We start from the raw sequence: 26,704 nt of genomic DNA on the forward strand, positions 1-26,704 counted from the left end.
TTGCAAGTATGGGACAACTAGTGAAATTACCGACAAGAAGGGAAAGGGCCTTCCCGAGAGTGGTAAAGGAGAGGCCCTGGAAATACCCCACAGCCCCGAAAAAGAGCCAGTCAGTTGCTTAACTGACTGGCATTAGAGCCCTGGCTCCCGTTTTTTGTCTTTCGGAATTGCACCCGATTTTGGTTATTGTCCTTAAAAGTACATTATAACGATAATCATTCTCATGAGCAGGATCCTCCTTTATCGTAATGCCTTTGCAAATAACGACAAAGGATGTTCGATGATGAAGCGTATTAACCCCACGGTTTCTGTTCTGTTGTCTGCCGCAGGATTTGCCAGCGTGCCGGCCCTGGCTGAGGATGTGATGGTCGTCACGGCCTCCGGCTATGAGAAGAAAATCACCAATGCTGCCGCCAGCATTTCGGTGATTTCGCAGCAGGATCTGCAGGCCAATAAGTACAACGATCTCGGCGAAGCCTTGCGCGCGGTGGAAGGCGTCGATGTGGAGAGCAGCACGGGAAAAACCGGCGGTCTGGAGATCAGCATTCGCGGCATGCCCGCGAGCTATACGCTGATCCTCATTGATGGCGTACGCCAGAACGGCAGCAGCGATGTCACGCCGAACGGTTTTTCGGCGATGAACACCAGCTTTATGCCGCCGCTCTCTGCCATTGACCATATTGAAGTGATCCGCGGGCCGATGTCGACGCTGTACGGCTCCGACGCGATTGGTGGGGTAGTGAACATCATCACCAAAAAAAGCACGGATAAATGGAGCACGGCGATCGATACCGGCGTTAACCTGCAGGAGAGCAACAAGTGGGGCAACAGCACCACCGCGAATTTCTGGTCCAGCGGCCCAGTTATTCCCGGTAGTCTGGATATGCAGGTTCGCGGCAGCACCAACCTGCGTCAGGGCTCCAGCGTGACCTCGCTGAGCGACACGGCCTCCACGCGGGTGCCTTATCCGACGGAAGCGGAAAACTACACTATCGGCACTCGGTTCGACTGGAAAACCAGTGTGGACAATACCCTGTGGCTGGATTTGGACACGGCAAAGCAACGTTATGATAACGCAGACGGGCAACTGGGCAACCTGACAGGAGGCTACGATAAAACGCTGCGCTACGAGCGAACCAAAGCCACGCTGGGTCACGATACCTCGCTGACGATCGGCACCTGGAAATCCACACTGAGCTGGAATGAGACCCAGAACAAGGGCCGTCAGCTGGTCTCTTCCGCGCTTTCTCCGGCTAACGCGGGGCTGGCGGGCAGTCCGCGTGAACTGAAAAACAGCAACGTCATTCTCAATAGCCTCCTGCTGGCGCCGCTCGGTGAGGATCATCTGCTCACCCTCGGTGGCGAATACTGGGATGCCCGTCTGAAGGACGGCGTGGTGATAGCCAGTTCAGGCGAAACGTTCCATCAGCAAACCTGGGCTGCCTGGGCGGAAGACGAATGGCACATTGTCGACTCGCTGGCGCTGACGGCGGGGAGCCGCTATGAGCACAACGACGTGTTCGGCGGTCATCTCAGCCCGCGCGCTTACCTGGTGTGGAACGCCACGGATCAATGGACGCTGAAAGGCGGCGTGACCACAGGCTATAAAGCGCCGTCGCTGAGTCAGTTGCACAACGGCATCAGCGGCGTTTCCGGGCAGGGGACGATCAACACCGTCGGCAATCCTGATCTGAAGCCTGAGGAGAGTACCAGCTATGAAACCGGGCTTTACTATGAGAATGATGAGGGTGTGAACGCCAACATCACCGGCTTTTATACGGAGTACCGCAATAAAATCGTCTCTTACGCCATTGACGATAACACCCGCAGCTTCACCAACAGTGGTAAAGCCAGAACGGATGGGATTGAATTCGCCACGGCCTTCCCACTGTGGACCGATGTGCTGAGCTTATCGCTCAACTACACCTGGACCGAGAGCAAACAAAAAGATGGCGACAACCAGGGGGCGCCGCTGAGCTACACCCCGGAGCACATGGCCAATGCCCGTCTGAACTGGCAGGCGACAGAAAATCTGAGCGCCTGGCTTAGCGCTCGCTACCGTGGAAAAGCGCCGCGCTTCACCCAGAACTATGAGAATCTCAGCGCGGTACAGAAAAAAGTCTACGACGATAAAGGGCCAGATCTGAAAGCCTGGACCGTGCTGGATCTTGGGGTTTCCTATAGTCTGAGCAGTCAATTGAAGCTAAACGCAGCGGTGAATAACGTGCTGAATAAAGATTACAGCGATGTGCGTCTGTATCAGGCCGGTCGCTCGACGACCTATGCCGGTGACTACTATCAGACGGCGCAGTCAACCACCGGCTACGTCAACCCGGATCGTAACTACTGGCTCTCTTTGAATTATCAGTTTTGAGGACAGGTTGCAAAGCGGGAGCCTCGGCTCCCGTTTTTACGCTGAAGCCACCACGGGTAACACGATCTGCAGCGTGCAGGTTGGGGTGGAGAGAAAGCGGATTTCGCCGTGATAGCGTCGGACGATTTCACGTGCAATGGAAAGCCCAAGCCCGCATCCCCGGGTCTGCGCCGAAAGTTTACGAAAGCGGTCAAAAACGATTTCCCGTGCTCCCGGCGGTGGACCACTGCCTTCGTCGCGTATCAGTATCAGCAAGCGTTTTCCACTGAGGGAGACCTTCAGAGTGATCGTCCCTTGCCCATGAAGAAGTGCGTTATCGATTCCAGTTTTCAGCAGTTCACTACAGGCCAGTTCATCGATCTCAGCCTCAATCCCGTCGTCAATCTCCACGTCGAGACGGCGATCCTGGGCTTCGATCAGCGGCAGCATCATGGCAGCTACCTGGCGGCAAACGCGCGAGACTTTTAGCCGTAGCGAGGGCTGATCCTTACTGGCTGCCAGCATATCGCAGCGGGCTAGCAGCAACAGCCTGTCGACCAGATGGCGCAGGTCATGCATCTCTGCTTCAATGCCTTCGACGTCGGGTAACGACTGGCGATGGTGCTGTAGCCGTAGCCACAGTGCCGCCAGCGGTGTTCTGAGCGCATGCGAGGTATCCGCCACAAAACGGCTTTGCGCCAGGTTTGCCTCGGTCAGCCGATCGAGAACGCCATTGATAGCCTGCGCTAAAGGACGGATTTCCGCAGGCAGAGTTTGCACAGCAAGCCGGGGCGTGCTGTGCTCCGGGCCAATGCTTTCCGCCAGCTGCGCGGCGCGCCTGACCGGGATCAGCGCCCAGTGAATGAGCAACCCAATAATGAGAAACGAGAGCACTGAGAGCTGAGCCCACCAGCCGATACCGCGCCACAGACGTTTATCCATCAACCCGTCAATCAGCTGCTGCTCATGGGGATCGGCGCGCAGGGTCAGGGTTCTGCTGCCATCAGGATGGACGGTTTGCACGGCGGCAAACTGCTCATTTGACAGCAGGCGGACTTCCGTCGAGCAACTGATGTTGTCCAACGCGCTTTCAGGCGGTGGTGTACCGAGGGTTTGCAAAAGCTTACCGTCTTTGCTGCAAAGCTGCTGGATTGCGCCTTCCGGCAGGGCAGAGGGCTGGCTGATGGCGGAAGAGAGCATCAGGCTTCTCAGCTCGTCGCGAATATCGTCCAGGTGTGAAGCGAACCCGGCAAAACCCAGCAGAAAAGCCACCCCCATAGCCAGCGCCAGCCGGTTACGCAAACTAAGGTTTCGCATTCACATCACCTTCGCTCAGCTGATAGCCAATCCCACGCAGCGTTCTGATAGTGACGTCTGCCCCGGCTTCCGCCAGATGGCGGCGCAGGCGGGAGACGACCGCTTCCAGCGCATTGGGCGTCACCGGTTCATTGAAGCCATAAATTCGCTCCTCCAGCACTTCCTTAACCGATGCATGCTTTCCGGCCAGCAGCAGGGCTTCCAGCAGCAGCCTCTCCTTACGAGGCAGGGTCAGCGGCCTGTCGTTGACGGTCAGCGTTTTGCGGCTTAAATCGAGGCGCAGAGCGCCCAGCTCGAGCACTTCGCCCAGCAGGCCGCTGGCGTGGCGTCGGGATACGGCACGCAGTCGCGCTTCCAGCTCCTGAGGTTCAAAGGGTTTCACCAGATAGTCATCGGCACCGAGATTCAGGCCGTTCAGACGGTCGCTAAGGGTATCCCTTGCGGTGACGATCAGCACCGGAAGGGCGGACTGGCGCTCCCTCAGTGATTTCAGCAGCGTGAGCCCCTCGCCATCCGGTAGCCCGAGGTCGAGCACCACTGCATCCGGTAGCGTCAGGCGCAGAAGATGCATGGCTTCGGCAAGGGTGGAGGCTTTATCCACCTGATGACCCGAGCGGGTAAGGTGCAGGGCGGTCATCTCCCGCAGCGTGGGGTGATCTTCAACCAGCAGTATTTTCACGACTTTGCCTCCCTGTTTTTTAGCCTATTTAAACCGCCTTTTCTGACATGTTGCTGACAGCACAAATAAAACGTGCGTCAGCACCCTGTCAGGCAGGGCCTTTATTCTTTGCCGTCGTGAACAACAACCGAGGAGACTCATAATGACTTTTTTACATGGACCCTGGCCGCTGGTTGCCGGCACAGCCCTGGCGTTACTGTTGTCTGTCTGTGACGCAAAAGGGAAAACGATTGATCTGAGACAGCGGGCACCCGCCGCAGCGCTCACTCCAGGACAGCATGCTCCCGCTATTCGGCTGGCATTGCTGGATGCCGATTTGCTGGACATCGCCCAGGCAATGGGGCTGTCGTCGCAGATTGTCGTTGCGCCTGACTCAGCCGATTCACCTGTGCAACCTGCACTCATTTTTAAGCAGGGCGTCACGGCAGAGGCGCTGGCGGCGCAGACCCCGGATCTGGTTATCGCCTCTAATCCTGGCGATTCGCGGCGGCTGCTGGAGCGCCTGAAAATCTACAAAATCAATGCTCAGCTGATCGATCGGGCGCTGCCTGCTCCGGAAAAGATCCGCCGCTTTGGGGCGCTGGTTGGGCGGCAAACCGATGCCGAAGTGTTGGCCCGTCGTATTGAGCGTGATTATGCCAGCGTTGCGGCGCGTCCGCCGCTACAGCCTGCGCCGCGTGTGATCTTTATCTCTACGCGAGGCGGCGGGGCCGGGCGAGTGTCCGCCGCCGGGAGCGGGACGCCTGCCAACCAGCTTATTCAGCGTGCCGGTGCAAGCAACGTGATTGCTGATGCCGGGTTGCACAGCTTTCGCTCATTGAGCACCGAGGCGTTGATTGCGGTTGCGCCGGAGGTGGTGATTGTCGCAGACGACGAACTGGCAACGCTTGGCGGTGAAGAGGGGATCTGGCTGCAGGTTTCCGGGCTGGCCCAGACGCCTGCGGCACTGAAGCGCCAGCTGATCGTCATGCGCAGTGAAGATATTCGCCACGATGCCACACAGAGCGGGGTGGCCACGCTTGCGCTGCGTGATGCGCTGGAGAGCCTGCAATGACAAGCGTCATCCGTAACCGTTCAGGGCGGCTGCTGGGGATTTGCGCCATGTTGCTGCTACTGGCTCTGGGGTTGATCGCTGTCAGCCTGCGGGCGGGAGCGCTCACCATACCTTTCAATGAGGTCGTGGATGGACTGCTGTCGCCCTTCAGCGGCCCGGCTGAGTCGTTACACTCGTTGCGCTACCACACCCTGTGGAGCGTGCGTCTGCCGCGGGTCGTGATGGCGATGCTGGTTGGCGCGGTGCTGGCGGCCTGCGGCGCGGTTTTGCAAGGGCTATTCGGTAATCCGCTGGCCGATCCGGGGATCCTGGGCATTTCGGCCGGAGCGTCGCTCGGATCGCTGCTCGCCGTTGTCTCTGGTGCGGCAATAGCGGGAGCCTGGACACTGCCGGTTGGCGCATTTGTTGGCGCTCTGGGTGTGATGCTGCTGATCTACCGGCTGGCGAAGCCGGATGGCGCTACGGCCGGCAGCGTCCGCCTGCTGCTGGTCGGGATTGCCACCAGCGCCGCCGTCAGCGCACTCATGGGCTGGCTTTCCTGGTTTGCCACGGCGCAGCAACGCCAGCAGTTGGCATTTTTCTCCTTTGGTACGCTCTCCGTTGCTGATTGGGGCGTGGTGCTGCTGGTCTTGCCTCTGGCCGTCATCGGCACCGGGTTCCTGATCTGGCGTGCGCCGCTACTGGATCTGTTGGTCACCGGGGAACGCCAGGCGGAGCATATGGGCGTCAATGTAGCCAGGTTGCGCAAGGAGTTGATTGTCATGACTTCCCTGCTGGTTGCTGCGGGCGTCGCCTTTGCAGGGCCGATTGCTTTCGTCGGGCTGATCGTCCCGCACCTGTGCCGACTGCTGATGGGGCCTGCTCATCGACTGCTGGTTGCGTTGTCGTCGGTCTGCGGGGCGTTGCTTCTGCTGGCCGCCGATCTGTTGTCGCGTACGGTCGTCGCCCCGGCGGAGATGTCGATTGGGATCCTGACCGGAACGATTGGTGGCCCATTTTTCCTGTGGCTGGTATGGCGTAGCCGCGAGCTTCGTTGATCTAAGGAAACAGAATGATGTTGCAGGTAAAAGACGTTTCATATCGCCGGGGCAAGGCACTGCTGTTGGCCTCGGTCAGCGTCGGGTTTCCGGCAGGATGCGTTACGGCACTGCTGGGGCCGAATGGCGCAGGTAAGTCAACCCTGCTGTCGGTGATGGCGGGGGATATCAAACCCGATCGGGGGAGCGTGTTCTACGACCAGAGGGAGATCACCGGGATGCCGCTCAGCGAGCGTGCAGCGCGGAGGGCGGTCTTTACTCAGGCGACGACGCTGAATTACGGCTATCCCGTGCAGGACGTTGTGGCGATGAGCCGTCTGCTGAGAAAAGGGACGGCGGAAGAAGACAGGCTAAGTATTGTGCAAGCCATGACCAGAACGGGAACGCTGGCGTTTGCCGGGCGGGATGTCCGCCAGCTCTCCGGCGGGCAGCAGGCCCGGGTGCTGATGGCTCGGGTATTGGCCCAGGATACGCAGGTGTTGCTGCTGGATGAACCCGCAGCTGCACTTGACCTGCATCATCAGGCGGAGCTGCTGCGCATTTGCCGCGAGGAGGCGGCACAGGGCAAAACGGTGGTGATCATTCTGCACGATCTCAATCTCGCCTGCCTGTTTGCCGATCATATAGTGATAATGAAACAGGGCAGGGTAGTCAGTCAGGGGGGCCCGCGGGAGATTGCCACGCCGGAGAAACTCACGGCAATTTACGGCGAGCCGGTGGTGGTCGTGAGCCACCCGCTGAGCGGCATGCCAGCGGTCCTGATGGAGGCAGAGTGAAAAACGGCAGGGCAGGCCCCTGCCGTCAGCCGTCAGCCGTCAGAAGGTGTAGCGTACGCCCGCGCTCCACGTCCATGAATTCTCAAAGCTGGCGTTTAACACCGATTCCAGACCGGGGCCGTTGTTGAGCTTATAGCGGTCGATATCATGGTCGCGGACGGCGAAATACTTCAGGCCAGTCAGCACGCTGAAATCATCATTGATGGCGTAAGAAGCGCCAACCATCAGCTGATAAGCGAACGGGTTAGCGGTGTCGCGGAGGTTAATCTGCGTCGGCACCCGGGCGTTGTTGACCAGATAGTTGATATCGTAATCCAGATGGGCCACCCCGGCGCCGATCCCCGCTGACAGCCGCAGCCTGTCGATAAGCTCCGGCGTTTCATAGACCAGATTCAGCATAAAGCTGTTAATCGCCAGCTCGTTGCCCGCTGAGCCGTTCAGATCCCGGCTAACGTGGTTGAGGCTCAGGCTGTCGGTTTTCAGCTCGCGTGAAGCGTACTCAAATTCCGCGCTGAGCTGACCATACTCGCTCTGATAAAAAGTCGTGCCCAGCGCCAGCCCCCACGCAAAGGCATTTTTGTATTCGACATCAATATCCCGCACCACGCCCGCCGGGTTATGGCCGTAAATATCGCTCTGGCTGGCGAACTCAATGCCGCCGAACGCCGAAACATAGGGGTGAAACTCTGCCGCGCTAAGGCTGGCTGAGCTCAGGACAGTAAAAGCCAGAAGTAGTTGTCTGAATGGATGAGTCATCGAGGTTCCCTCTTCATGTCATAAGAAATAAAGCACACAGGCCCGCTTCGGAAAGGAGCACTAAAAACAGGACGTGGAGGAGGGCAAAGCAGATGCAGGGGGCAGGCGATTTTTTGTCATTTCGCATGCGACGGGCTGTCACCAGGCTGTCATGCTGAGGGTTTAGTTTATCTGTTGATTATTATTACTGTATCTATTTTTTAGCAGAATAAAGTACGAAGCGGGGCCCGAGTGACTAATTTCATTGCAGATGATCATGTTTTTCTCGTATCCGCCTGTGCTAGCATGCGCCGCTTTTTTTTATTTTTACTGTGGTTTTGTTTTTTCTGTTTAACGTCAAAAGAGAGCTGTGAAATAAATGAATGCAGTAAATGTAACATCCGTCGATGAATATTATCATTTTCTTACGGTTTGCAAACCGCTTGCTGCTATAACCCGAATTATTGACCAGCTCTCCGGCAATACCACAACGATGAATTTCCCTTCCGGCAAGAGAATCGATCCGGTGATCGGCGGCGTCAGGCACATTATTTTTTTGATGAGCGGCAATCTCTCGGTCTTTCGCACCAGCGACAATCTGGCGATGGGCTGCACCAGTGCCCCCACGCTGTTAGGCCTGGCTGATGGCTATGCCGAGGAGCAGAGCATGGCGGCGGGCACCGATACCTGGCTTATCAGCGATACCCGCTGCCAGTGCAAATTCATTCCGGTCTCGTTATTTATGCAAAAGAGCGAAGAGCTTGGCCTGTGGCGCGACATTTCGACCGTTCTCGCTCATCGGATTATCGCCATGACCATGCGGGATAAATATATGGTCGGACAGGATGCTTACGGCAAAATCCGGGTGCTGCTGCTGGAGATCTGGAGCCTGCCGCAGGAGGTGCGCTGTGAAATTAATATCCAGCGTTTTATACAACAGCGCACCGGGCTGTCGCGCAGCGGGATCTTAAAAATCCTCACCGAGCTGCGGACCGGCGGCTATATTAAAACGCTGCACGGCAGGCTGATGGCGCTCGGGGAATTACCGCAGCGACGTTAAACTCTCCAATAAAGCAGTCTACAAATAGACTCCGGTACAGTAATGGACTGCTGGCTACTATAAGACCCGGAATATCTGGCGCTTAAAATCAAAGCGCCTTAGGATTATTCCCGATAACTTTTTCGGCTGTCTGCCATCTGATAATAGTGACGGGTTTAACTCCAATGAACGCCAGAAATATTTTATGGGTCTCTTTCCTTTTATTTATCGGGGGCGCCCCGGCGCCTGCCGTATTTGCCACCAGTACCATTAGCTTCAGCGGGAAAATATATGATGAAGCCTGCACTGTGGAGGTCAACGGCGAAACTGACGCCACCGTTGCATTGGGTAATTACAGTAAAGATCGCATCGCCACGACCGGGGCGACGACGGACGCGGTGCCTTTCACCCTCAGCCTGACGAACTGTCCGCAAAGCGGGGAAGATATCCCCACTCAGGCGATGTTTCGCTTTCACGGCGACACTACCGATGCCAACAGCAGCTGGTTTAATAATGCCGATGAAGGGAAGGAAAATGGCGCCAGCGGCGTTGGCGTGGTCATCGAGGATGCCGCTCACAACGCCGTGGTTAACAATGTCGACACCGTGCCAGTGACTTTGCCCGCCAGCGGAGAAAGCGCTGACTTTCTCTATTATGCGGCGATGGTCAATAACGGCTCCGGCAGCGTGACCGGCGGCAATGTCGACACGATCCTCACCTGGACCGTCTCTTACAAATAAGACTTTCTCCTTTCTCTGAACGAAGTTCACCGCAATCACGGATGTAAAACATGACGATCGCCGTCAGGTACTGGCTCGCGCTTTCTTTGGTTTATCTGCCCTGTGCTGCCGCCAGCGTGGTGGTTGGCGGCACCCGGCTGCTGTTTGAGGGAAGCCGTGACGAAGCCACGCTCGCGGTAGTGAACCATGGCCGTCAGCCGACATTGATCCAGTCGTGGCTGTCGCAGGCCGATGCTTACTCCGTCAACCGTCAGACTTTTATCGTAACCCCACCGCTGTTCCGTCTTGATGCCGGGCAAAAGAACAGCATACGGGTGCTGCTGTCTGGCGTGCCGCAGGCAGAGGACCGGGAGTCGATGTACTGGCTGAACATCAAAAGTATTCCGGCGATTGACGACAGCGCGCCTGCCAATCGGGTGGAAATTGCCATCAATACGCAGATTAAGTTTATCTATCGCCCCCGCGCGCTGCTTCAGGCCACGCCGGAAAAGCGCTGCGAGCGGCTGCAATGGCGGCTTGAGGGCCGCAGGCTGACGGTAAAAAATCCCACGCCTTATTACATGAATTTTTCGGTGTTGCAGCTGAATGGCCGGGTGATTGAGGGCGCGACATTTGTGGCCCCCGGGCAGCACGCTGAATGGACGGTTGCCTCAGCGCTCAGCCACGGCACGATCCGCTGGCGGCTGATTAGCGATTACGGTCTGCCGCTGCCGTGGCACAGCCAGCAGCTGTGATGCCCGATGAGCATGATAAAAAGCGGAGCGGAGTTCTGCGCAGGCTTCCTGCTGGCGCTGACGCTGAGTAAACAGGCCGACGCGGGTCAGCACTTTAATCCTCTGGCGCTGCAAAACGATAGCACTAATAAGGATGTTATCGATCTCTCAGCCTTTGATAACGGCGGTCAGCCAGCGGGACGCTACCGGGTCGATGTTTACCTCAACGACAGCAAAGTGGCGACGCAGAACATTGTCTTCCACGCCAGCGCCAGTCAGACCTTACAGCCCTGTCTGAGCGCCGGGCAGCTAAGGGCGTGGGGTATTAAAGCGACGTCATCCGGGGCGCGAGCCGCCTGCCAGGATCTCAGCCTGCTCAGCGCGACGGCAGCGTTTGATTTTTCCCGCAGCAGACTGGATTTGCGTGTGCCGCAGCGCTTTTTGCAAAACAAGCCGCGCGACGAGGTTCCTGAAGCACTATGGGATGAGGGCATTACTGCGTTTCTGCTCAATTACAGCCTGAGCGGCAGCCAGCAGCAGGGCGAGAGCAGGCAGTACGCGAACCTGCGTCCGGGCCTGAACCTTGGCCCGTGGCGTCTGCGCAACTACACGACATGGGACAACGGCGATCGCTGGCGGTCGGTTTACAGCTACGCCTGGCGCGACCTGAAGGCGCTGCGGGGCAGGCTGGTGCTGGGAGACGCCAGTTCAGATGCCGACGTGTTTGAGGCCGTGGCTTTTCGTGGGCTGCGAGTCTCATCGGATGAAGAGATGCAGCCGGACAGCCTGCGTGGCTTCTCACCGACGATCCGTGGCATTGCCCGCAGTAATGCTCAGGTGAGCGTAAAGCAGAATGGTTATCTTATTTATCGCACCGATGTGCCCGCCGGGCCTTTTGAGATCCGCGACCTCTACGCAACCGGCAGCGCAGGCGATCTCGCCGTGACCATCAAAGAGTCAGACGGCAGCGAGCAGCATCTGCTGGTGCCTTATGCCAGCGTCCCGGTGCTTCAGCGGGAAGGGCACCTGAAGTACAGCCTGACCGTCGGGCGCACCCGGCAGGAGCAAGATCATGAGGAAAATATTGCCGAGCTGACGGCTTTATATGGTCTGCCCGGGGGCGTCACCGTCTATGGCGGTCTGCAAACTACGCCGGGCTCTGCGGCTTATCGGGCTTTGCAGCTGGGATCGGGGCTGAATCTGGGCTCGCTGGGTGCGCTGTCGCTGGACGTTACCGATGCCAGGTCTCAGCCGGAAACAAAACCCTATGCGCGAGGGCAGGCATGGCGCGTTCGCTACAGCAAAAGTATCGAGGCCACAGAGACTCAGCTTTCGTTGACCGGCTCCCGCTACATCTCCGGCGGGTATTACACCTTGCAGGATCTACTTGAGGCGGAAAGTGAGGAGGAGGCTACTGCGCGGTTGCGTAGCCAGCTGGATCTCACTCTGGCTCAGAGTACCGCTTACGGTTCGCTGTCGCTGAACCTGTTTCAGGAAACGTACCGGGATGCTCCGCGCACGCTTTCGCTTGGCGTGGGCTACAACAACGTCTGGCATGAGATCAGTTACGGCCTGAGCTACACCTGGACCGTAAATACGGACCCTGGCGCATCGCCGCTGGCAGGAGGGAGGCCAGACCATCAGCAGCAGTTTTCGCTGACGCTCAGCCTGCCGCTTTCCCGCTTTCTGCCCTCGGCGTATGCCACTTATACGCTGAATGCTGCCAGGCCCGGCGAAACGTCACAAATGCTGGGGCTAAACGGCACCGCGCTGGCACAAAACAACCTGAGCTGGAGCGTCCAGCAGGGCTATACCGCGCAGAAGCGGGCCGTCAGCGGCAGCCTCAACGCAGCGCTGAAGAGTCGGCTGGCGGATCTCAACGCTGGTTACAGCTATGACGCCCATCAGCAACGCCTGAGCTATGGCCTGCAGGGTGGGTTATTGCTGCATCAGGATGGCGTGACATTGTCACAGCCTCTCAACGAAACCGTGGTGCTGATTAAAGCGCCCGGTGCCGCCGACGTGCCGATTGAGAACAGCGTCGGTGTCAGCACGGACGTTCGCGGCTATGCGGTTATTCCTTATGCCAGCCCCTGGCACAGGAACGAGATTTCGCTCGGCGAGCGGCGGCAAAGCGACAGCACTATCGAGCTGCTGGAGAACAGCAGGACGGTGATCCCCACAAGGGGCGCCGTTGTGCGGGCGGAATATAAAACCAACATCGGCGCGAAGGCGCTGGTGGTGCTGACCCGCAGCAATCACGCGCCAGTGCCATTCGGGGCCACGGTGTCGCAGCTTTCGGCCCCTGAACGCCACCCTGGGCTCACGGGTGACCAGGGGCAGGTATGGCTGACCGGGCTACAGCAGCAGGGGATCCTGGTCGCAAGATGGGGGCCGGGCAGCGATCAGCGTTGCAGGGCCCAGTACCAGCTCCCCACGGAACATGTGCGGCGCGGGGTGGCGGTACTGCCGCTGCGCTGCCTTTAGAAAAAGGATAACCGCATGACGGCTATTTTCAGGCTGGCACTGCTGATAGGGCTATTTTTCTCCGGTGCCGTCAGCGCGGCATACCGCGACAGCGATACGCTGATGATTTCGGTAAGCGGTACGATTGAGGCGGAGCCTTGTGAAACTGGCGTGCCGGAGAGCATTACGCTTGGGGACTATCCCCGGGAGCTGTTAACGGTGGCAGGGGGCAACTCCACGACCGTCCCCTTTGCCATCACGCTCAGCAACTGTCCGCCTGCCACCACCGAGGTAACGATCACCTTTTCCGGCCCCCCGTGGCCAGATAGCCCTTATGCCACGGTTATCTACGCCAACACGGCCGTAATACCGGCGGCAGATGTTGGCTTACAGTTGATTAATCTGGACGGCAGGCCGCTGGTCAATCTGGGCAACGGCACCCGGTATACCGTGGCGATAGACGCCGCCACGCATGGCGCGAGACTGCCCATCGCCGCCAGAATGTATACCCCCACTGGCCGCGTCAGCGCAGGTGAATTTACCACGGTGGTGACGGTGAATATGACGTGGCAATAGCCGCCAGGAGAGAAGAAGGTGCGCAGAGTATTCACTTTGTTGCTGCTTTGCAGTAGCGCAGCTTTGGCGGATTGCCGCCGTTCGGGTGGGGAAAGTTCGATAACGATAGCGCCGCCGCAGCAGCTGGTGATTGACAGCCATGACTGGCTGCCCGGGGAGGTTATCTGGACTTCCGGCTGGGTAAGCGGGCCGGATGCTGAGATAAAGGATTGCAGTAATGGCTATCAGGTGGGCTTCCTCTATGAGCCGGGTAGTGCGCAGGCGGGGAGTGTGCCGGTTGCCAGCGCGCAGGATGGCTTCAGTACGCCAGCCTTTGCCACCGGCCTTCCTGGCGTGGGGATTGCGATCAGCACCCGGAACAATGCCGGGCCGTATGACAACGTGATGCCTATAGATAACCGCTACCACCCGGGCGACGGCGGCCGCAATCATACCGCGCATTCTCCGGCTTACAATGTTGCAATAGTGGCGCAGGGCGGGCGGATAGCGTCGGGCACGGTAACCTTCAGCTCGCCGATCGCGCGGGTGTCGTTTCGCCACAGCGCCAGCGAGGAAACAAATGGCGATATCCTGAGCCGCCTGTGGCTGGGGCAAACGCAGCTGACGATAAAAGCGCTGGGCTGTGAGCTGGACGACAGCGAGGTGGTACTGACTCTGGGAAAAGTGAATCTGTCACAGTTCAGCGCCAGCCCGACGGCAGGCCAGGCACAACAGAGTCTGCGGCTAAATTGCGAGGCGGGAACGGCGGTCAGCGCAACGCTAATAGCAGCTCCCGCCGCAGGGCATAATCCTGACAATACCGCGGTGGCCCTGAGCTATCCTGACGATCCCGCCAGCGCAACCGGCGTCGGCGTCGAGATTGGCTTAGCGGTGCCGCAGAGTGGCTTTGCCAGCGAGGCGCTGGCTATCAATCAACCCGTTCAACTCTTTACGCATCAACAGGCTACGGGCGAGCAGTCTGCCGCGCTGGTGCTCACGGCCCGCTATCGCAAAACGGCGTCAGCGGTGACGCCTGGACAGGCTAACGCCACTGCCACGCTGAATTTGACCTATCGGTGACACCGGCATATATGCCGGGCAATACACAATAAAAAAGCCCCCGATGTCCGGGGGCCTGAAGCTGTGTACGAGGCTATCGGGCGACGCGTAATCCGCCGTCAGCGCCTCTTGAGAACACCACCTGCCAGAGCTGGATGTCGCGAGCGCGAAACGCCCCGGCGCAGGCATTCAGGTAATACGAGAACATTCTTTTGAAACGCTCTGAATAGTTCTCTGCAATTTCCGGCCAGCTTTGCTGGAAGCGGTTGTGCCAGGCCATCAGCGTGGTGTCGTAGTCTGCGCCAAAGTTGTGCCAGTCTTCCATGATGAAATGGGGCTCGCTGGCGTTGGCAATCTGACGAACTGAGGGCAGGCAGCCGTTCGGGAAGATGTATTTGTTGATCCACGGATCGACGTTATTATCCGTCCTTTTCGAACCTATGGTGTGCAGCAGAAACAGGCCATCTGACTTCAGGTTTCTGTCGACCACCTCGAAATAGGTCGCATAGTTTTTTGGCCCAACGTGTTCGAACATGCCGACGGAAACAATACGGTCGAATTGGTCCTGCAAATCCCGATAGTCCTGCAACAGAATTTGCACGTCCAGCCCCTCGCAGCGTGCCTGAGCCAGCTTTTGCTGCTCGGCGGAGATAGTGACCCCCACCACGCTGACGCCGTAATGTTGCGCCATGTAATAAGCAAGACCGCCCCAGCCGCAGCCGATATCCAGCACGCGCATTCCGGGTTGCAGCTGGAGTTTCTGGCAAATCAAATCCAGTTTGGCTTGCTGCGCCTGCTCAAGGTTTTCTGCTTCTTTCCAGTAACCGCAGGAGTACTGCATAAATGGATCGAGCATGCGGCTGAACAGGTCATTGCCGAGGTCATAGTGCTCTTTGCCCACTATCCAGGCGCGTTTTTTACTTTGCAGGTTAAACAGACGGGCGCCGGCAACTCTCAGCGTGTCTTTAAGATGGTGGGGAAGCTGGCTCTCCAGCCCCGCGCGCAGGACCTTCTGAAAAAAAATATCGAGGCGTTCGCACTCCCACCAGCCATCCATATAGCTTTCACCTAATCCCAGCGAGCCCTCTTGCAGCACGCGTTTAAAAAAATGGGGATTATTGATTCGGATGTCTGAAGGGGCGGTGCCATTAATACCAATACCTGCACGGCTAAGTAACTCGCTGCAAATGCGGGTCCAGTCGTCATCAGGAACGCTAACTTCTTCTATACACGATGTACTCATAGCTTCTCCATCACGCGGCTTGTGATCAGAACCTTAAAACAGCGTAGACGCTTTTTGGGTTATGTGAGAACTCTCACGGAAGTTCCGTGAGCCTGCTATCCGACGTAGAACAGAGGAAGGGAGATAACCCTTGCCGAAAGGTCGTCCATGATGAAACGAAAGCTATCCGTGCCTCCGTTAATCGCTAATATTTATCGTAATTATGTGATACCGAAAACAGTATAGGCCGCAGAAATGGGTGATTCAATAAAAAATTCTTAGCGGCCTAATTACATGACTGTTACATAGTTTCCTCAGACACTATGCGTGAGAACGTTCTGCCGGGCCCGTTTCATCACGTTGCGCGACGTACTGCATCCGATATCCCCAACCGGCTAATACCACGGTGGCGAGCATTACGCTTGTGGTGGTCAGCAGAGGCGTTGCTATCAGCGTAGAGACCACCAGGCTTGCAAGGAAACACAGGCCAAGCTGTAACGTATTTTGCAGCGCGGCGGCACGACCCGTCGCTAGTGGGAAAGGGCGAAGCGCCTGAGCGACAACAATTGGATAGATAGCCCCGTTTGCCATCGCCATCAGGCAGAAGGGAATGAGCAGGGTGCTTAACGAGGTGTCAGTGGCCAGGCCAACGGCGAAGGTGGCCGCAACGCTTATCGCAAACGCGATGAGCAGCCACGGCAACATTTGCTGACCCTGCCATTTCTGCAACGCGGCGCGGCAGCCGTAACCGCCAATCAGGAAGGCGATGGTTTGCGGGACGTAGCTCAGGCCAATGACTGTTGGGCCATAGCCCATGGTATTCAGAATGAACGGCGAACCGGTCAGCCAGGCAAAGAAGCTTGCTGAACAGGCGGCGTAGATAAGCACGTTGCCACGATAGTCACGTGAACGAAGCAAGGTCATGAACGTCAACGCCTGCTCTTCTTTGTGTTCTTGTCTGACTGGCTTTTTAAGGCGCAACGCAGGCAGCATTAACAGTAACGTGATCCCAAACAGCGTGGCGAAAATAGCCTGCCATTCAAAATGGTGCAGGATCCAGCTGCCCAGCAGCGGTGCCAGGGCAGGGGAAAGCCCGACCAGCGGCATAATGGTGGCGAAAATGCGGTTAGTGCGCTGTGCAGGATAGTAGTCCGTCACCATCGCCTGCCAGGTCACCGCAGCGGCACACACCCCCACCGCCTGGATGAAGCGCAGCACAAGCAGCCACGTCGCATCGCGGACCCAGAGCATGCCAATACAGCCCACGGCGAAAATCGCAAGGCCAATGAGCAGAATGGGTTTGCGTCCGTAGCGATCGGACAGCGGCCCCCACAATAATTGTGCGAAAGCAAAACCTGCCAGGAACAGGCTCAGGCTGGCGCTGACGGCAGCTGCCGGTGTTTGTAAATCAGTCTGAATCGCGGCGAAGGCGGGCAGGTACATGTCGGTTGCCAGAAAACCCAGCACGCTTAAGCCTGCCAGCCAGCACAAAAATCCAATTCCTGGTTGCATAGTCATTCTCTTTCTCGTTGCAGGTGGTGATGGCAGCAGAGTGTAGGGAGTGCAACTTCGCTTGTGAAACGCTAATATTTGTCGGGTGGATTCAAAAATTTTGCAGGCAGATTATGTGGTCCGAATACTCTCTTGAAGTGGTGGATGCCGTGGCACGCAATGGCAGCTTCAGCGCAGCAGCGCAGGAACTGCATCGCGTGCCTTCTGCAGTCAGTTATACCGTGCGTCAGCTGGAGGAATGGCTGGCAGTGCCGCTGTTTGAACGTCGCCATCGCGATGTGGAATTAACGCCAGCCGGGGTCTGGTTTCTGAAAGAAGGGCGCTCTGTTATCAAAAAAATGCAGATCACTCGCCAGCAGTGTCAGCAAATTGCCAACGGCTGGCGCGGCAATCTGGCGATTGCTGTCGATAATATTGTCAGGCCGGAGCGAACCCGACAGCTCATTGTCGATTTTTATCGTCACTTTCAGGACGTGGAGCTTTGTGTCTTTCAGGAAGTGTTCAACGGCGTGTGGGATGCGCTCTCCGATGGCCGCGTGGAGCTGGCCATTGGCGCCACTCAGGCGATCCCTGTCGGTGGACGTTATGCGTTTCGCGATATGGGTATGCTCAACTGGAACTGCGTGGTGTCCAGCCGTCACCCTCTGGCGCAAATGCCCGGGCCGCTGAGTGACGATGTGTTGCGCAACTGGCCTTCATTAGTGCGTGAAGATACCTCTCGTTCATTGCCAAAACGCATCACCTGGCTACTGGATAACCAGAAACGGATCGTCGTGCCAGACTGGGAATCGTCAGCAACGTGTCTTTCAGCAGGCTTATGCGTGGGGATGGTGCCGGGGCATTTTGCTCGCCCATGGATCGACAGCGGCGAGTGGGTGGCACTTGAACTGGAAAACCCGTTTCCGGATGCGGCTTGCTGTCTGACCTGGCAACAGAATGATATGTCTCCGGCGTTAACCTGGCTGCTGGAGTATCTGGGTGACAGTGAAACGCTGAATAAAGAGTGGTTGCAGGAGCCGGAATAACCGGCCCCTGAATCTTAACGACGGTAGTCGCGGAACGGACCGTCGGCGACAGAGCGGCGCTCGATCAGGCGAGGATGCACCTCAATGGACTGCGACTCTTCGCGCTTGTTGACGATGCGATCCAGCAGCATATCGAACGCTGCTTCACCCAGTGAATCTTTAGGCTGGTGAATGGTGGTCAGCGCAGGGGTGAAGAAGCGCGCGTTGCGCACGTTATCATAGCCAATCACGGAAATGTCCTGCGGAACGCGCAGGCCCATTTCATCGGCGGCGCACAATGCGCCCATCGCCATGATATCGCCGCCGCAGAAGACGGCAGAAGGGCGTGGCTGTTGCGCAAGGATTTGCTGCATGGCGCGATAGCCGGATTCAGGTTCGAAATCGCCCTGTACAATCCAGTTTTCCGGGATCTTAACCTGCGCTTCTTCCATGGCCTTCATAAAGCCAGCCAGGCGACCAGCGCCAGTATTGCGCTCCAGAGGACCTGGGATCACGCCAATATCACGATGGCCGCGTTCAATCAGATAACGACCGGCGATGTATCCGCCCTGGAAAGCGTTATCGTTAACGGAGTCAGTGAAGTCCGCTTTTGATTCGCCCCAGTCCATCACCACCATCGGAATATGTCGATATTCTTCAAGCATATCGAGTACAGACTGCGGGTATTCGGAGCACATCACCAGCAGGCCATCGACGCGTTTTTGCGCCATCATCGACAGATAGGCACGCTGTTTTTCCAGGTTGTTCCAGGCATTACCTAAAATCAGGGTATAGCCTTTTTCGAAGCAGTTTTTCTCAACGGCTTCGATAATTTCCGCAAAATAGGCGGCTTCGCTGCTGGTCGCCAGCAGGCCAATCGTTTTGGTGTGGTTCACTTTCAGGCTGCGAGCCACGGCGCTTGGGGAGTAGTGCAGCTCTTTAATGGCCGCCCACACCGCATTGCGGGTCTCTTCCGCAACGAAACGCGTCTTGTTAATTACATGTGATACAGTTGTAGTGGAAACGTTTGCGCGCTTCGCTACATCTTTAATTGTTGCCATTCGCTCTCACTCCAGACCCTTTCCTTACGCCTGATTATCGACACGAAAACGTTTGCCTTTACACACCCTTGGTGCAATTCATTTCAATTGCGGTACGCCGGGAAACAACACAGGACGACGGGAGGGGGTCAATGGCTGCTACGCTTTTAAATTAGCGTGGAATTTTGTCTGATTCTGAGGCAAAGGGAAAGAGAAAAATCGTTATGGCCCCAAAACCTGGAAGATTTTTAGGCGTAACTGTGCAAAAATGAGCAAGCTCACTTTTGTTGTGGGGATTAAAAGGAGAAAAATTGATGAGTACCGACCTGAAGCTCTCGTTGATGACGACCGTTTTTGCCCTGGGTGTGATCATCATTGGCGCACTGACCGCAGTCCTGCACTGATTTACGCGGAGGAAGCCTGCGCTTCCTCCGTGACTCCCTCCTTCAGATTGTTATCATTTTCGCAAAAATCTTTTGCCATTTCGTTCACTTTTGTTTTTTTGTGATTGATGTCATGCTTTTGACTTCTGCTGTCGCGCCATCACTTCAGGATGGCTTACCGGAGTTACAACATGAAAATCAACTTTCCCCTGCTGGCACTGGCAATCGGGGCTTTTGGTATTGGCACCACGGAGTTCTCTCCGATGGGGCTGCTGCCCGTGATTGCTAAAGGGGTCGATGTCTCCATTCCTGTCGCGGGGATGCTGATCAGCGCGTATGCCATTGGCGTGATGGTTGGCGCACCGTTGATGACGTTGCTGCTGTCGCACCGTGCTCGCCGCAATGCACTTATCTTCCTGATGGCGATTTTTACCCTCGGCAATGTGCTTTCGGCTATCGCGCCTGATTACACCACGCTGTTACTTTCCCGCATCATTACCAGTCTCAATCATGGCGCTTTCTTTGGCCTTGGGTCGGTGGTGGCGGCAAGCGTGGTGCCGAAGCATAAACAGGCCAGCGCGGTCGCGACCATGTTTATGGGCCTGACGATTGCCAATATCGGCGGCGTGCCTGCTGCCACCTGGCTGGGTGAAACGATCGGCTGGCGTATGTCATTCCTTGCAACGGCGGGGCTGGGTGTTGTGTCGATGGCGAGCCTGTGGGTCTCCTTACCGAAAGGTAGCAGCGGTGAGCGTCCTAATGTGAAGCAGGAACTCTCCGTGTTGGTACGTCCTCAGGTGCTGACGGCTTTACTCACCACGGTGCTTGGGGCAGGGGCGATGTTCACGCTCTATACCTATATCGCGCCAGTGCTGCACACCATTACTTCTGCCTCTCCTCTGTTTGTGACGGCGATGCTGGTGTTGATTGGCGTGGGCTTCTCTATCGGAAACTACCTTGGCGGTAAATTTGCTGACCGTTCCGTCACCGCGACGCTGAAAGGTTTCTTGCTGCTGTTGATTGCCGTTATGGTCGCGATCCCGTGGCTTGCGGAAAGTGAAGTGGGCGCGGCCGTCAGTATGGTGGTTTGGGGGGCGGCGACCTTTGCAGTGGTGCCACCGCTGCAGATGCGAGTAATGCGCGTTGCGCACGAAGCGCCGGGGCTCTCTTCCTCCGTGAACATCGGAGCGTTCAACCTGGGGAATGCGTTGGGTGCAGCGGCGGGCGGTGCGGTCATTTCTGGCGGGTTGGGCTACAGCTTTGTACCTGTAATGGGCGCGATTATCGCCGGACTGGCATTAATGGTGGTGATATTTAGCGGCCGTCGTCAGCCTGAAGAGGCTTGCGCCAGTCAGTAACGAATTGCCCGGCGACCGTCGTCGCCGGGCCAGGCATTACGCCGCCAGATTTTTGGCAACAAATTCCCAGTTTACCAGCGCCCAGAAATGCTCGAGGTAGTTCGGACGGGCGTTGCGGTAGTCAATGTAGTAAGCGTGCTCCCACACATCAACGGTCAGCAGCGGCTTCGCGTCAGTGGTCAGCGGTGTGCCTGCGTTAGACGTAGAGACAATCGCCAGTTTGCCATCTGCTTTTTTCACAAGCCATGTCCAGCCAGAGCCGAAATTCTTGATAGCGGCATCGGTGAACTGTGCTTTGAAGTCAGCAAAACTGCCAAAGCTGGCATTGATAGTGGCAGCGACTTCACCGGTCGGTTCGCCACCGGCATTTGGCGCCAGGCAGTGCCAGTAGAAGGTATGGTTCCACACCTGAGCGGCGTTGTTGAACACGCCAGCTTCAGAAGTGCGCACGATCTCTTCCAGCGTTTTACCTTCAAATGCGGTGCCTTTGATCAGGTTGTTCAGGTTGGTGACATAGGTCTGGTGGTGTTTACCATAATGGTATTCCAGCGTTTCTGCGGAAATGTGTGGTGCCAGTGCGTCTTTCGCATACGGTAATGCAGGTAATTCAAATGACATTGCTTCTCTCCCTATTGTTCTGACTTATGGATCAATAACCTTGTATTGAGTAGGGAGAGGGTAGCAAATTAAAAGAAGTGGCAAAAGAGGAACTTACCCTGTCGGCTGGCGACAGGGCACGGATCAGCGAATGGTTTTAGGCGTCATCACGCGGCGAGCGCCGACGTAGTGGTTTGCCCAGTAATCTTCGCTTAGGGAAGTGATTTGGATGTCCCGACCACTCCGGGGGGACTGAATGAATTTGCCATTGCCAACGTAAACGCCAACATGGTCGGCAGTGCCGCGACCGCGAGTGCGGAAGAACACCAGGTCACCGCTTTGCAATTCACCACGATCAACCGCACGGGCATCACGCAGGTGATACATTTCGTTGGCGGTGCGTGGAATACGGAATTTTACCAGGTCTTTATAGGCGTAATACACCAGACCGCTGCAATCGAACCCAGTGCGAGGGGATGTGCCACCCCAGCGATACGGCTTACCAATCTGACCCATCAGCTTGTTCATTGCAGTTTTCTGCGCTTTCTGCACGCGAACTTTATGCGCATCGGCGATGGTCAGCGGCTTCACTTCTTCCTCCACACACTTCTTCTTATGGCCCTTACGCACGGTGCATTTCTGAACCATTTTCGCTGAGGCGGTTTTTAACGCGGCGCTGTGTGTGCGGCGGGTAGAAGTGGTTTTACTGCTGGAGGAAGTGCGTTTGCTTTGAACCGGGGCTTTAGACTTCAGGCTGCTGGATTTTTTCTTGCTGGTATTCTTTGCGGTGGTTTTGCTTTTATTACTGGTCGTTTTCTTTTTACGGTCTGTGTCTTTCGCCTGATGGGACTTTTGAGATGCAGACGAACGCGCCTGCTCTGACGCATGCGACAAAGGCGTAATAGACAACGATGTAAACAGTAAAGCACAGAGCGTGATCGAGATTTTATTTATCCGCGCCACCCAGCGTTCCTCTGTGAATCAGGCATAAAACAGTCATGCCTGGGTATGATTGACAAAACGCATCGATTCTAATGCATAAAAACCGCGAATGTTAATAGACTTTTTGTATCGGATGCTCTGTTTCGTTAGCGACTGCAAAAAAATGCGTCAAAGTTGACATAAGGTGGCTGGAAAACACTCAGAATTATCGGGGGTTTGCCGATAAAGACACATTTTTAAGGCAACTTCACGGCACCGGATGTAAAATGCATTTGAGTGAACAAAATGTTATTTTCTGACAGTAGCCGTTGGCGTTACACTGACTGACTCCTGTTATAAAAAGAAGTTTAAGGAAGCAAGACAATGAGTACGACTCTTGAGAAAATCCAGGCCCAAATCGCTGAAAACCCAATCCTTCTGTATATGAAGGGTTCTCCAAAGCTGCCAAGCTGTGGTTTCTCTGCTCAGGCGGTTCAGGCGCTGTCTGCTTGCGGCGAGCGCTTTGCTTACGTTGATATCCTGCAAAACCCGGACATCCGTGCCGAGCTGCCAAAATACGCTAACTGGCCAACCTTCCCACAGCTGTGGGTCGACGGTGAGCTGGTAGGCGGCTGTGACATCCTGATTGAGATGTACCAGCGCGGCGAACTGCAGGCGCTGATTAAAGAGACCGCGGCGAAATACAAAGACGACGCGGCACAAGCCGAGTAAGTTGTCTGGCCAATAAAAAAGCGACCCGAGGGTCGCTTTTTTTACGCCTGTTCTTCCGCTATTGGCAGCGGCCAGCCGCCAAGACGCTTCCAGCGATTAACAATCTCACAGAAGAGCTGAGCCGTTTGTTCGGTGTCATACAGCGCGGAGTGCGCTTTAGTGCCGTCAAATTCCATGCCTGCGGCGATGCATGCTTTTGAAAGCACGGTTTGACCCAGTGCGAGCCCGCTCAGTGCGGCAGTATCAAAAGTCACGAAAGGGTGGAACGGATTGCGTTTCAGGCCAGCGCGTTCAGCAGCAGCCATCATAAAGCTGTGATCAAAGGTGGCATTGTGCGCGACCATAATGGCGCGATTGCACTCCTGATCCTTCATGCCTTTACGCACTTCTTTGAAGATGGCGTGCAGCGCGTCGTATTCGCTTACCGCACCGCGTTCAGGATCGTTCGGGTTGATGCCGTTAAAGGCCAACGCTTCAGGCACCAGGTTTGCGCCTTCAAAAGGTTCAACGTGAAAATGCAGCGTGCTGTCCGGCATCAGCCAGCCTTCCTCATCCATTTTTAACGTCACAGCCGCCACTTCGAGTAGTGCATCCGTTTTGGCATTAAAGCCTGCGGTTTCGACATCAATGACTACAGGATAAAAACCACGGAAGCGGTCGCACAGTGCGTTACGTTGAGCGTTGTCGGACATCAGGATCTCTTAGACTGGAAAAAATTAGCGCGCATTATGGCAAATTTTACCGAATCTTGCAGTAAAGGCAGGTGTAAAAAAGGGCGCCTGGGCGCCCTGAGAAGTTATTGACCGAGGCCTTTGCCCGCATCTTTCGCTTCTATCAGTTCGATTTTATAGCCATCTGGATCTTCCACAAAGGCGATGACGGTAGTGCCACCTTTGACCGGACCCGCTTCACGCGTCACGTTGCCGCCGTTATTGCGGATGCGCTCGCAGGCTTCTGCCGCGTTATCGACGCTCAGCGCGATGTGACCATAAGCGGTACCGAGGTCGTAGCTGTCAACGCCCCAGTTATAAGTCAGTTCAATCACCGCTTCTTCGGTTTCCGGGCCGTAGCCAACGAAAGCGAGGGAGTATTTATATTCCGGGTTTTCGCTGGTGCGCAGCAGCTTCATGCCCAGCACGTTGGTGTAAAACTCGATGGAGCGTTGCAGATCGCCAACACGCAGCATGGTGTGAAGTAGGCGCATTCTCTTCCCCTTAAACTATTGTTTGATAAACCAGAACGTAGAGTATAGCGGCGGATTGCCGCCGCTATCAATGCGAGGATCAGAGAGTAGGGTAGTCGGTGTAACCTTCCGCGCCACCGCCGTAGAAGCTCTCCGGACGCTGAGGATTCAGCTCTGCTTTACGCTCCAGGCGTGCGACCAAATCAGGGTTGGCGATGTAAGCACGGCCAAACGCGACGGCGTCAATCAGCCCTTTAGCGATCAGGTCTTCGGCTTTCTCTGGCGTGTAAGCGCCAGCGCCAATGATTGGCCCGTGGAAACGCTCGCGTACTTTACGACGGAACTCTTCGGTATACGGCTGGCCGCCAGCCCAGTCAGGCTCCGACATGTGCAGGTAAGCAATACCGCGTTTGCCCAGTTCTTCAATCAGGTACAGCGCGTCAGCTTCTTCATTCGGACCGTTGTCGGTGTTCTGGAAAGAGCCAATTGGGGATACGCGAATACCGATGCGGTCCGCGCTCCACTCTTTGCTCACCGCATCGACTACTTCCAGCACCAGACGAGCGCGGTTTTCAATGCTGCCGCCGTACTGATCGGTACGATGGTTCGCTGAAGGAGAAAGGAACTGATGTAGCAGGTAACCGTGCGCAGAGTGCAGTTCGACAAGGTCAAAACCAGCTTCGCGAGCATTGGCGACCGCCTGACGGAAATCGTTCACGATGCCAGGGATTTCTTCGAGTTCCAGCGCTCGCGGCGTGGAGGTGTCTTCACGAGTCGCATTGCCATTGCCATCACGCAGGGAAGTACGAGTGCCTGCATTCAGGGCTGACGGCGCAACCGGAGCCTGACCACCAGGTTGCAGGCTGGTGTGAGAGATACGACCGGTGTGCCACAGTTGAACAGCCATGTGGCCGTTTTCAGCGTGAACGCCTTCGGTGATTTTTTTCCATGCGGCGATTTGTTCCGGGCTGTGCAGGCCTGGTGCGCCAGCGTAACCTTTGGCCTGGGCAGAAATTTGCGTGGCCTCAGAGATGATCAGACCAGAGCTTGCGCGCTGGCGATAATATTCACCCATCAGCGGCGTAGGGATATCGCCCGGCTCGATGCTACGCAGACGAGTCAGCGGGGCCATAAAGACACGGTTAGGGACGGTAATGGCACCGACCTTCAGCGGGGTAAACAGTTTCTGTTGAGACATCGATAACTCCTGAATAGACCGGTCGTCAAGTGATTCATGAAATAAAAACGCCTGTTACAGCCCAGGCGCGGCAATCATAGTCTTTGCATGTTCGAGCGCGCTTTCCAGCGGCGTTGAACTGCGGGAAATCTTGGCCTGAAGATTGGCGCCCAGCCATAAGGAGTAGAGCACTTCGGCCTGGTTATGGGCATCGCCCAGGAAGGTCAGACTACCTTCCTTTCGACCATCTTCAAGGGCATGGGTCAGCAGGACGATAATCTGGCTGGCCCCTTTGTTCATTTCTGTGCGCATCACTTCCGAGAGGTCACACACTTCGGCAGATAACTTGACGGTCAGACAGCCGCTGATAATCCCCTGTTGGCAAAACTGGTTCAGCGTGTGCTGATAGTAGGCCAGAAGCCTGTCGCGGCAGTTACCTGCGCCGGATGTAAAATGCTCCACCAGACGGCGATGATAGTCGGCATAGTGCCGCTCCAGCATCGCCACACCAAAGGCTTCTTTAGAGCGGAAATAGTGATAAAACGAACCCTTCGGCACTTCTGCCGTTTTCAGGAGTTCGCTTAATCCCATTCCGGTAAAGCCGCGATGCATACACAGCGTCTCGCCGGTGGCGAGGATATGTTCGCGGGTGTCATGTTCGGTCTGTCTGCTCATACGGCTCACTTTAATAGACCGATCGGTCTAATGCAAGAAGGAAATGATTCCGGTTGCAGGATGGCGATTCTCAGGCTTCAATGAGAAGAAGCAATCAACAGGGGGCGGTGTGGCAGAACAACTGGAGTTTTTCCCGGTACAAAGCCCGTGCCGGGGCATTTGTCAGTCGGATGAACGTGGCTACTGCCGTGGCTGTATGCGCAGCCGCGACGAGCGTTTCCAGTGGCAAACCATGAGTGACGCGCAAAAGCAGGACGTTCTTCGCCTTTGCCGTCAGCGTCTGCTGCGCAAAATCCGCGCAAACAAACCCTCAGAAGCCGAAGATCCACAGCAGCCCTCACTGTTTTGAGCGCAAATGTGCGTATACTCGATGAAAT

The 26,704-nt window shown here is 56.3% G+C and carries 28 protein-coding genes; 16 read left to right on the top strand and 12 right to left on the bottom strand.

The genetic code is table 11. The annotated features are described in order from the left end of the window. On the top strand, positions 1–122 hold a 122-nt coding region (locus tag ACRCWW_RS11835), incomplete at its 5' end, for a hypothetical protein (protein ID WP_233432058.1). A gap of 161 nt (positions 123–283) precedes the next feature. After that, a complete protein-coding gene (locus tag ACRCWW_RS11840) occupies positions 284–2,374 on the top strand; it encodes a TonB-dependent receptor (protein WP_438682698.1) in 2,091 nt (696 codons plus the stop codon). A gap of 36 nt (positions 2,375–2,410) precedes the next feature. On the opposite strand, the gene ACRCWW_RS11845 is transcribed toward ACRCWW_RS11840, so the two are convergent. Both ACRCWW_RS11845 and ACRCWW_RS11850 read right to left on the bottom strand, forming a co-directional pair. After that, entirely contained in the window at positions 2,411–3,670 is a 1,260-nt protein-coding gene (locus tag ACRCWW_RS11845; RefSeq protein ID WP_438682589.1) for a sensor histidine kinase, read from the bottom strand. Continuing rightward, positions 3,657–4,349 carry a response regulator gene (locus tag ACRCWW_RS11850; RefSeq protein WP_438682590.1) on the bottom strand — a complete coding sequence of 231 codons (693 nt, stop codon included), beginning with the start codon at positions 4,347–4,349 and terminating at the stop codon, positions 3,657–3,659. The genes ACRCWW_RS11845 and ACRCWW_RS11850 overlap by 14 nt, the downstream gene beginning before the upstream one ends. Positions 4,350–4,491: 142 nt before the next feature. Here ACRCWW_RS11850 and ACRCWW_RS11855 point away from each other — a divergent pair, with 142 nt between their 5' ends. Genes ACRCWW_RS11855 through ACRCWW_RS11865 form a run of 3 tightly spaced genes read left to right on the top strand, consistent with a single transcriptional unit; the run spans position 4,492 to position 7,216 of the window. Continuing rightward, positions 4,492–5,403, top strand: coding sequence for an ABC transporter substrate-binding protein (locus tag ACRCWW_RS11855; RefSeq protein WP_438682591.1), 912 nt, complete (start codon positions 4,492–4,494; stop codon positions 5,401–5,403). Further along, on the top strand, positions 5,400–6,440 hold the full coding sequence (locus ACRCWW_RS11860; RefSeq protein WP_438682592.1) for a FecCD family ABC transporter permease: 1,041 nt from the start codon (positions 5,400–5,402) through the stop codon (positions 6,438–6,440). Before ACRCWW_RS11855 ends, ACRCWW_RS11860 begins: the two co-directional genes overlap by 4 nt. Before the next feature lie 14 nt (positions 6,441–6,454). Then, positions 6,455–7,216: a heme ABC transporter ATP-binding protein gene (locus ACRCWW_RS11865; RefSeq protein ID WP_438682593.1), complete on the top strand. Its 762-nt coding sequence runs from the start codon at positions 6,455–6,457 to the stop codon at positions 7,214–7,216. 39 nt (positions 7,217–7,255) lie between these two features. On the opposite strand, the gene ACRCWW_RS11870 is transcribed toward ACRCWW_RS11865, so the two are convergent. Then, positions 7,256–7,972 carry an outer membrane protein gene (locus ACRCWW_RS11870; RefSeq protein WP_438682594.1) on the bottom strand — a complete coding sequence of 239 codons (717 nt, stop codon included), beginning with the start codon at positions 7,970–7,972 and terminating at the stop codon, positions 7,256–7,258. Between the two features lie 358 nt (positions 7,973–8,330). Here ACRCWW_RS11870 and ACRCWW_RS11875 point away from each other — a divergent pair, with 358 nt between their 5' ends. From ACRCWW_RS11875 to ACRCWW_RS11900, 6 genes are all read left to right on the top strand, one after another. Further along, on the top strand, positions 8,331–9,011 hold the full coding sequence (locus ACRCWW_RS11875; protein WP_438682595.1) for a helix-turn-helix domain-containing protein: 681 nt from the start codon (positions 8,331–8,333) through the stop codon (positions 9,009–9,011). Between the two features lie 164 nt (positions 9,012–9,175). Next, on the top strand, positions 9,176–9,730 hold the full coding sequence (locus tag ACRCWW_RS11880; RefSeq protein WP_438682596.1) for a fimbrial protein: 555 nt from the start codon (positions 9,176–9,178) through the stop codon (positions 9,728–9,730). A 50-nt stretch (positions 9,731–9,780) separates the two neighbouring features. Further along, on the top strand, positions 9,781–10,464 hold the full coding sequence (locus tag ACRCWW_RS11885) for a fimbria/pilus periplasmic chaperone (protein ID WP_438682597.1): 684 nt from the start codon (positions 9,781–9,783) through the stop codon (positions 10,462–10,464). Positions 10,465–10,470: 6 nt separating this feature from the next. Further along, the gene (locus ACRCWW_RS11890; protein ID WP_438682598.1) at positions 10,471–12,930 is read left to right on the top strand and encodes a fimbria/pilus outer membrane usher protein; all 2,460 of its coding nucleotides are present in this window, start codon (positions 10,471–10,473) and stop codon (positions 12,928–12,930) included. A 15-nt stretch (positions 12,931–12,945) separates the two neighbouring features. Then, positions 12,946–13,485 carry a fimbrial protein gene (locus ACRCWW_RS11895; protein WP_438682599.1) on the top strand — a complete coding sequence of 180 codons (540 nt, stop codon included), beginning with the start codon at positions 12,946–12,948 and terminating at the stop codon, positions 13,483–13,485. A gap of 18 nt (positions 13,486–13,503) precedes the next feature. Next, the gene (locus ACRCWW_RS11900) at positions 13,504–14,544 is read left to right on the top strand and encodes a type 1 fimbrial protein (RefSeq protein ID WP_438682600.1); all 1,041 of its coding nucleotides are present in this window, start codon (positions 13,504–13,506) and stop codon (positions 14,542–14,544) included. Positions 14,545–14,617: 73 nt separating this feature from the next. Here ACRCWW_RS11900 and cfa read toward each other — a convergent pair whose 3' ends face one another. Both cfa and punC read right to left on the bottom strand, forming a co-directional pair. Further along, positions 14,618–15,766 (bottom strand): cyclopropane fatty acyl phospholipid synthase, encoded by a 1,149-nt coding sequence (gene cfa, locus ACRCWW_RS11905; RefSeq protein ID WP_438682601.1) that lies wholly within the window; start codon positions 15,764–15,766, stop codon positions 14,618–14,620. Positions 15,767–16,066: 300 nt separating this feature from the next. Beyond that, entirely contained in the window at positions 16,067–17,257 is a 1,191-nt protein-coding gene (gene punC, locus ACRCWW_RS11910; RefSeq protein ID WP_438682602.1) for a purine nucleoside transporter PunC, read from the bottom strand. Between the two features lie 113 nt (positions 17,258–17,370). Between punC and punR the strand changes: the two genes are divergently transcribed. Further along, on the top strand, positions 17,371–18,282 hold the full coding sequence (gene punR, locus ACRCWW_RS11915) for a DNA-binding transcriptional activator PunR (RefSeq protein WP_438682603.1): 912 nt from the start codon (positions 17,371–17,373) through the stop codon (positions 18,280–18,282). Positions 18,283–18,296: 14 nt separating this feature from the next. On the opposite strand, the gene purR is transcribed toward punR, so the two are convergent. After that, positions 18,297–19,322: an HTH-type transcriptional repressor PurR gene (purR, locus tag ACRCWW_RS11920; protein ID WP_438682604.1), complete on the bottom strand. Its 1,026-nt coding sequence runs from the start codon at positions 19,320–19,322 to the stop codon at positions 18,297–18,299. 293 nt (positions 19,323–19,615) lie between these two features. Between purR and ACRCWW_RS11925 the strand changes: the two genes are divergently transcribed. Further along, the gene (locus ACRCWW_RS11925; protein WP_330982620.1) at positions 19,616–19,705 is read left to right on the top strand and encodes a cytochrome bd-I oxidase subunit CydH; all 90 of its coding nucleotides are present in this window, start codon (positions 19,616–19,618) and stop codon (positions 19,703–19,705) included. A gap of 170 nt (positions 19,706–19,875) precedes the next feature. Further along, positions 19,876–21,042: an MFS transporter gene (locus tag ACRCWW_RS11930; RefSeq protein ID WP_438682605.1), complete on the top strand. Its 1,167-nt coding sequence runs from the start codon at positions 19,876–19,878 to the stop codon at positions 21,040–21,042. Between the two features lie 36 nt (positions 21,043–21,078). Here ACRCWW_RS11930 and sodB read toward each other — a convergent pair whose 3' ends face one another. Then, on the bottom strand, positions 21,079–21,660 hold the full coding sequence (gene sodB / locus ACRCWW_RS11935) for a superoxide dismutase [Fe] (RefSeq protein WP_438682606.1): 582 nt from the start codon (positions 21,658–21,660) through the stop codon (positions 21,079–21,081). 123 nt (positions 21,661–21,783) lie between these two features. After that, positions 21,784–22,602, bottom strand: coding sequence for a C40 family peptidase (locus ACRCWW_RS11940; protein ID WP_438682607.1), 819 nt, complete (start codon positions 22,600–22,602; stop codon positions 21,784–21,786). 342 nt (positions 22,603–22,944) lie between these two features. Between ACRCWW_RS11940 and ACRCWW_RS11945 the strand changes: the two genes are divergently transcribed. After that, positions 22,945–23,292 (top strand): Grx4 family monothiol glutaredoxin, encoded by a 348-nt coding sequence (locus tag ACRCWW_RS11945; protein WP_438682608.1) that lies wholly within the window; start codon positions 22,945–22,947, stop codon positions 23,290–23,292. Between the two features lie 41 nt (positions 23,293–23,333). On the opposite strand, the gene rnt is transcribed toward ACRCWW_RS11945, so the two are convergent. The 4 genes from rnt to ACRCWW_RS11965 form a co-directional block, all read right to left on the bottom strand. After that, positions 23,334–23,984, bottom strand: a complete 651-nt coding sequence (gene rnt, locus ACRCWW_RS11950) for a ribonuclease T (protein WP_404656436.1) — start codon at positions 23,982–23,984, stop codon at positions 23,334–23,336. Between the two features lie 104 nt (positions 23,985–24,088). Then, positions 24,089–24,496, bottom strand: coding sequence for a lactoylglutathione lyase (gene gloA, locus ACRCWW_RS11955; protein ID WP_330982610.1), 408 nt, complete (start codon positions 24,494–24,496; stop codon positions 24,089–24,091). A 79-nt stretch (positions 24,497–24,575) separates the two neighbouring features. Further along, positions 24,576–25,673, bottom strand: coding sequence for an alkene reductase (locus tag ACRCWW_RS11960; RefSeq protein WP_438682609.1), 1,098 nt, complete (start codon positions 25,671–25,673; stop codon positions 24,576–24,578). A 54-nt stretch (positions 25,674–25,727) separates the two neighbouring features. Next, entirely contained in the window at positions 25,728–26,327 is a 600-nt protein-coding gene (locus ACRCWW_RS11965; RefSeq protein WP_438682610.1) for a TetR/AcrR family transcriptional regulator, read from the bottom strand. Between the two features lie 109 nt (positions 26,328–26,436). Here ACRCWW_RS11965 and ACRCWW_RS11970 point away from each other — a divergent pair, with 109 nt between their 5' ends. Then, complete coding sequence (locus ACRCWW_RS11970; RefSeq protein WP_438682611.1) at positions 26,437–26,676, top strand: DUF1289 domain-containing protein; 240 nt, start codon at positions 26,437–26,439, stop codon at positions 26,674–26,676. Positions 26,677–26,704: the final 28 nt, after the last annotated feature.

The organism is Scandinavium sp. (genome assembly GCF_051650185.1).
Lineage (GTDB): Bacteria > Pseudomonadota > Gammaproteobacteria > Enterobacterales > Enterobacteriaceae > Scandinavium.

Excerpts from the sequence above, each read along its gene's own strand:
- ACRCWW_RS11840 (WP_438682698.1), top strand. The coding sequence starts at position 284 with ATGAAGCGTATTAACCCCACGGTTTCTGTTCTGTTGTCTGCCGCAGGA.
- ACRCWW_RS11845 (WP_438682589.1), bottom strand. The coding sequence starts at position 3,670 with ATGCGAAACCTTAGTTTGCGTAACCGGCTGGCGCTGGCTATGGGGGTG.
- ACRCWW_RS11855 (WP_438682591.1), top strand. The coding sequence starts at position 4,492 with ATGACTTTTTTACATGGACCCTGGCCGCTGGTTGCCGGCACAGCCCTG.
- ACRCWW_RS11860 (WP_438682592.1), top strand. The coding sequence starts at position 5,400 with ATGACAAGCGTCATCCGTAACCGTTCAGGGCGGCTGCTGGGGATTTGC.
- ACRCWW_RS11865 (WP_438682593.1), top strand. The coding sequence starts at position 6,455 with ATGATGTTGCAGGTAAAAGACGTTTCATATCGCCGGGGCAAGGCACTG.
- ACRCWW_RS11870 (WP_438682594.1), bottom strand. The coding sequence starts at position 7,972 with ATGACTCATCCATTCAGACAACTACTTCTGGCTTTTACTGTCCTGAGC.
- ACRCWW_RS11875 (WP_438682595.1), top strand. The coding sequence starts at position 8,331 with ATGAATGCAGTAAATGTAACATCCGTCGATGAATATTATCATTTTCTT.
- ACRCWW_RS11880 (WP_438682596.1), top strand. The coding sequence starts at position 9,176 with ATGAACGCCAGAAATATTTTATGGGTCTCTTTCCTTTTATTTATCGGG.
- ACRCWW_RS11885 (WP_438682597.1), top strand. The coding sequence starts at position 9,781 with ATGACGATCGCCGTCAGGTACTGGCTCGCGCTTTCTTTGGTTTATCTG.
- ACRCWW_RS11890 (WP_438682598.1), top strand. The coding sequence starts at position 10,471 with ATGAGCATGATAAAAAGCGGAGCGGAGTTCTGCGCAGGCTTCCTGCTG.
- ACRCWW_RS11895 (WP_438682599.1), top strand. The coding sequence starts at position 12,946 with ATGACGGCTATTTTCAGGCTGGCACTGCTGATAGGGCTATTTTTCTCC.
- cfa (WP_438682601.1), bottom strand. The coding sequence starts at position 15,766 with ATGAGTACATCGTGTATAGAAGAAGTTAGCGTTCCTGATGACGACTGG.
- punC (WP_438682602.1), bottom strand. The coding sequence starts at position 17,257 with ATGCAACCAGGAATTGGATTTTTGTGCTGGCTGGCAGGCTTAAGCGTG.
- punR (WP_438682603.1), top strand. The coding sequence starts at position 17,371 with ATGTGGTCCGAATACTCTCTTGAAGTGGTGGATGCCGTGGCACGCAAT.
- purR (WP_438682604.1), bottom strand. The coding sequence starts at position 19,322 with ATGGCAACAATTAAAGATGTAGCGAAGCGCGCAAACGTTTCCACTACA.
- ACRCWW_RS11925 (WP_330982620.1), top strand. The coding sequence starts at position 19,616 with ATGAGTACCGACCTGAAGCTCTCGTTGATGACGACCGTTTTTGCCCTG.
- ACRCWW_RS11930 (WP_438682605.1), top strand. The coding sequence starts at position 19,876 with ATGAAAATCAACTTTCCCCTGCTGGCACTGGCAATCGGGGCTTTTGGT.
- sodB (WP_438682606.1), bottom strand. The coding sequence starts at position 21,660 with ATGTCATTTGAATTACCTGCATTACCGTATGCGAAAGACGCACTGGCA.
- ACRCWW_RS11945 (WP_438682608.1), top strand. The coding sequence starts at position 22,945 with ATGAGTACGACTCTTGAGAAAATCCAGGCCCAAATCGCTGAAAACCCA.
- rnt (WP_404656436.1), bottom strand. The coding sequence starts at position 23,984 with ATGTCCGACAACGCTCAACGTAACGCACTGTGCGACCGCTTCCGTGGT.
- gloA (WP_330982610.1), bottom strand. The coding sequence starts at position 24,496 with ATGCGCCTACTTCACACCATGCTGCGTGTTGGCGATCTGCAACGCTCC.
- ACRCWW_RS11960 (WP_438682609.1), bottom strand. The coding sequence starts at position 25,673 with ATGTCTCAACAGAAACTGTTTACCCCGCTGAAGGTCGGTGCCATTACC.
- ACRCWW_RS11965 (WP_438682610.1), bottom strand. The coding sequence starts at position 26,327 with ATGAGCAGACAGACCGAACATGACACCCGCGAACATATCCTCGCCACC.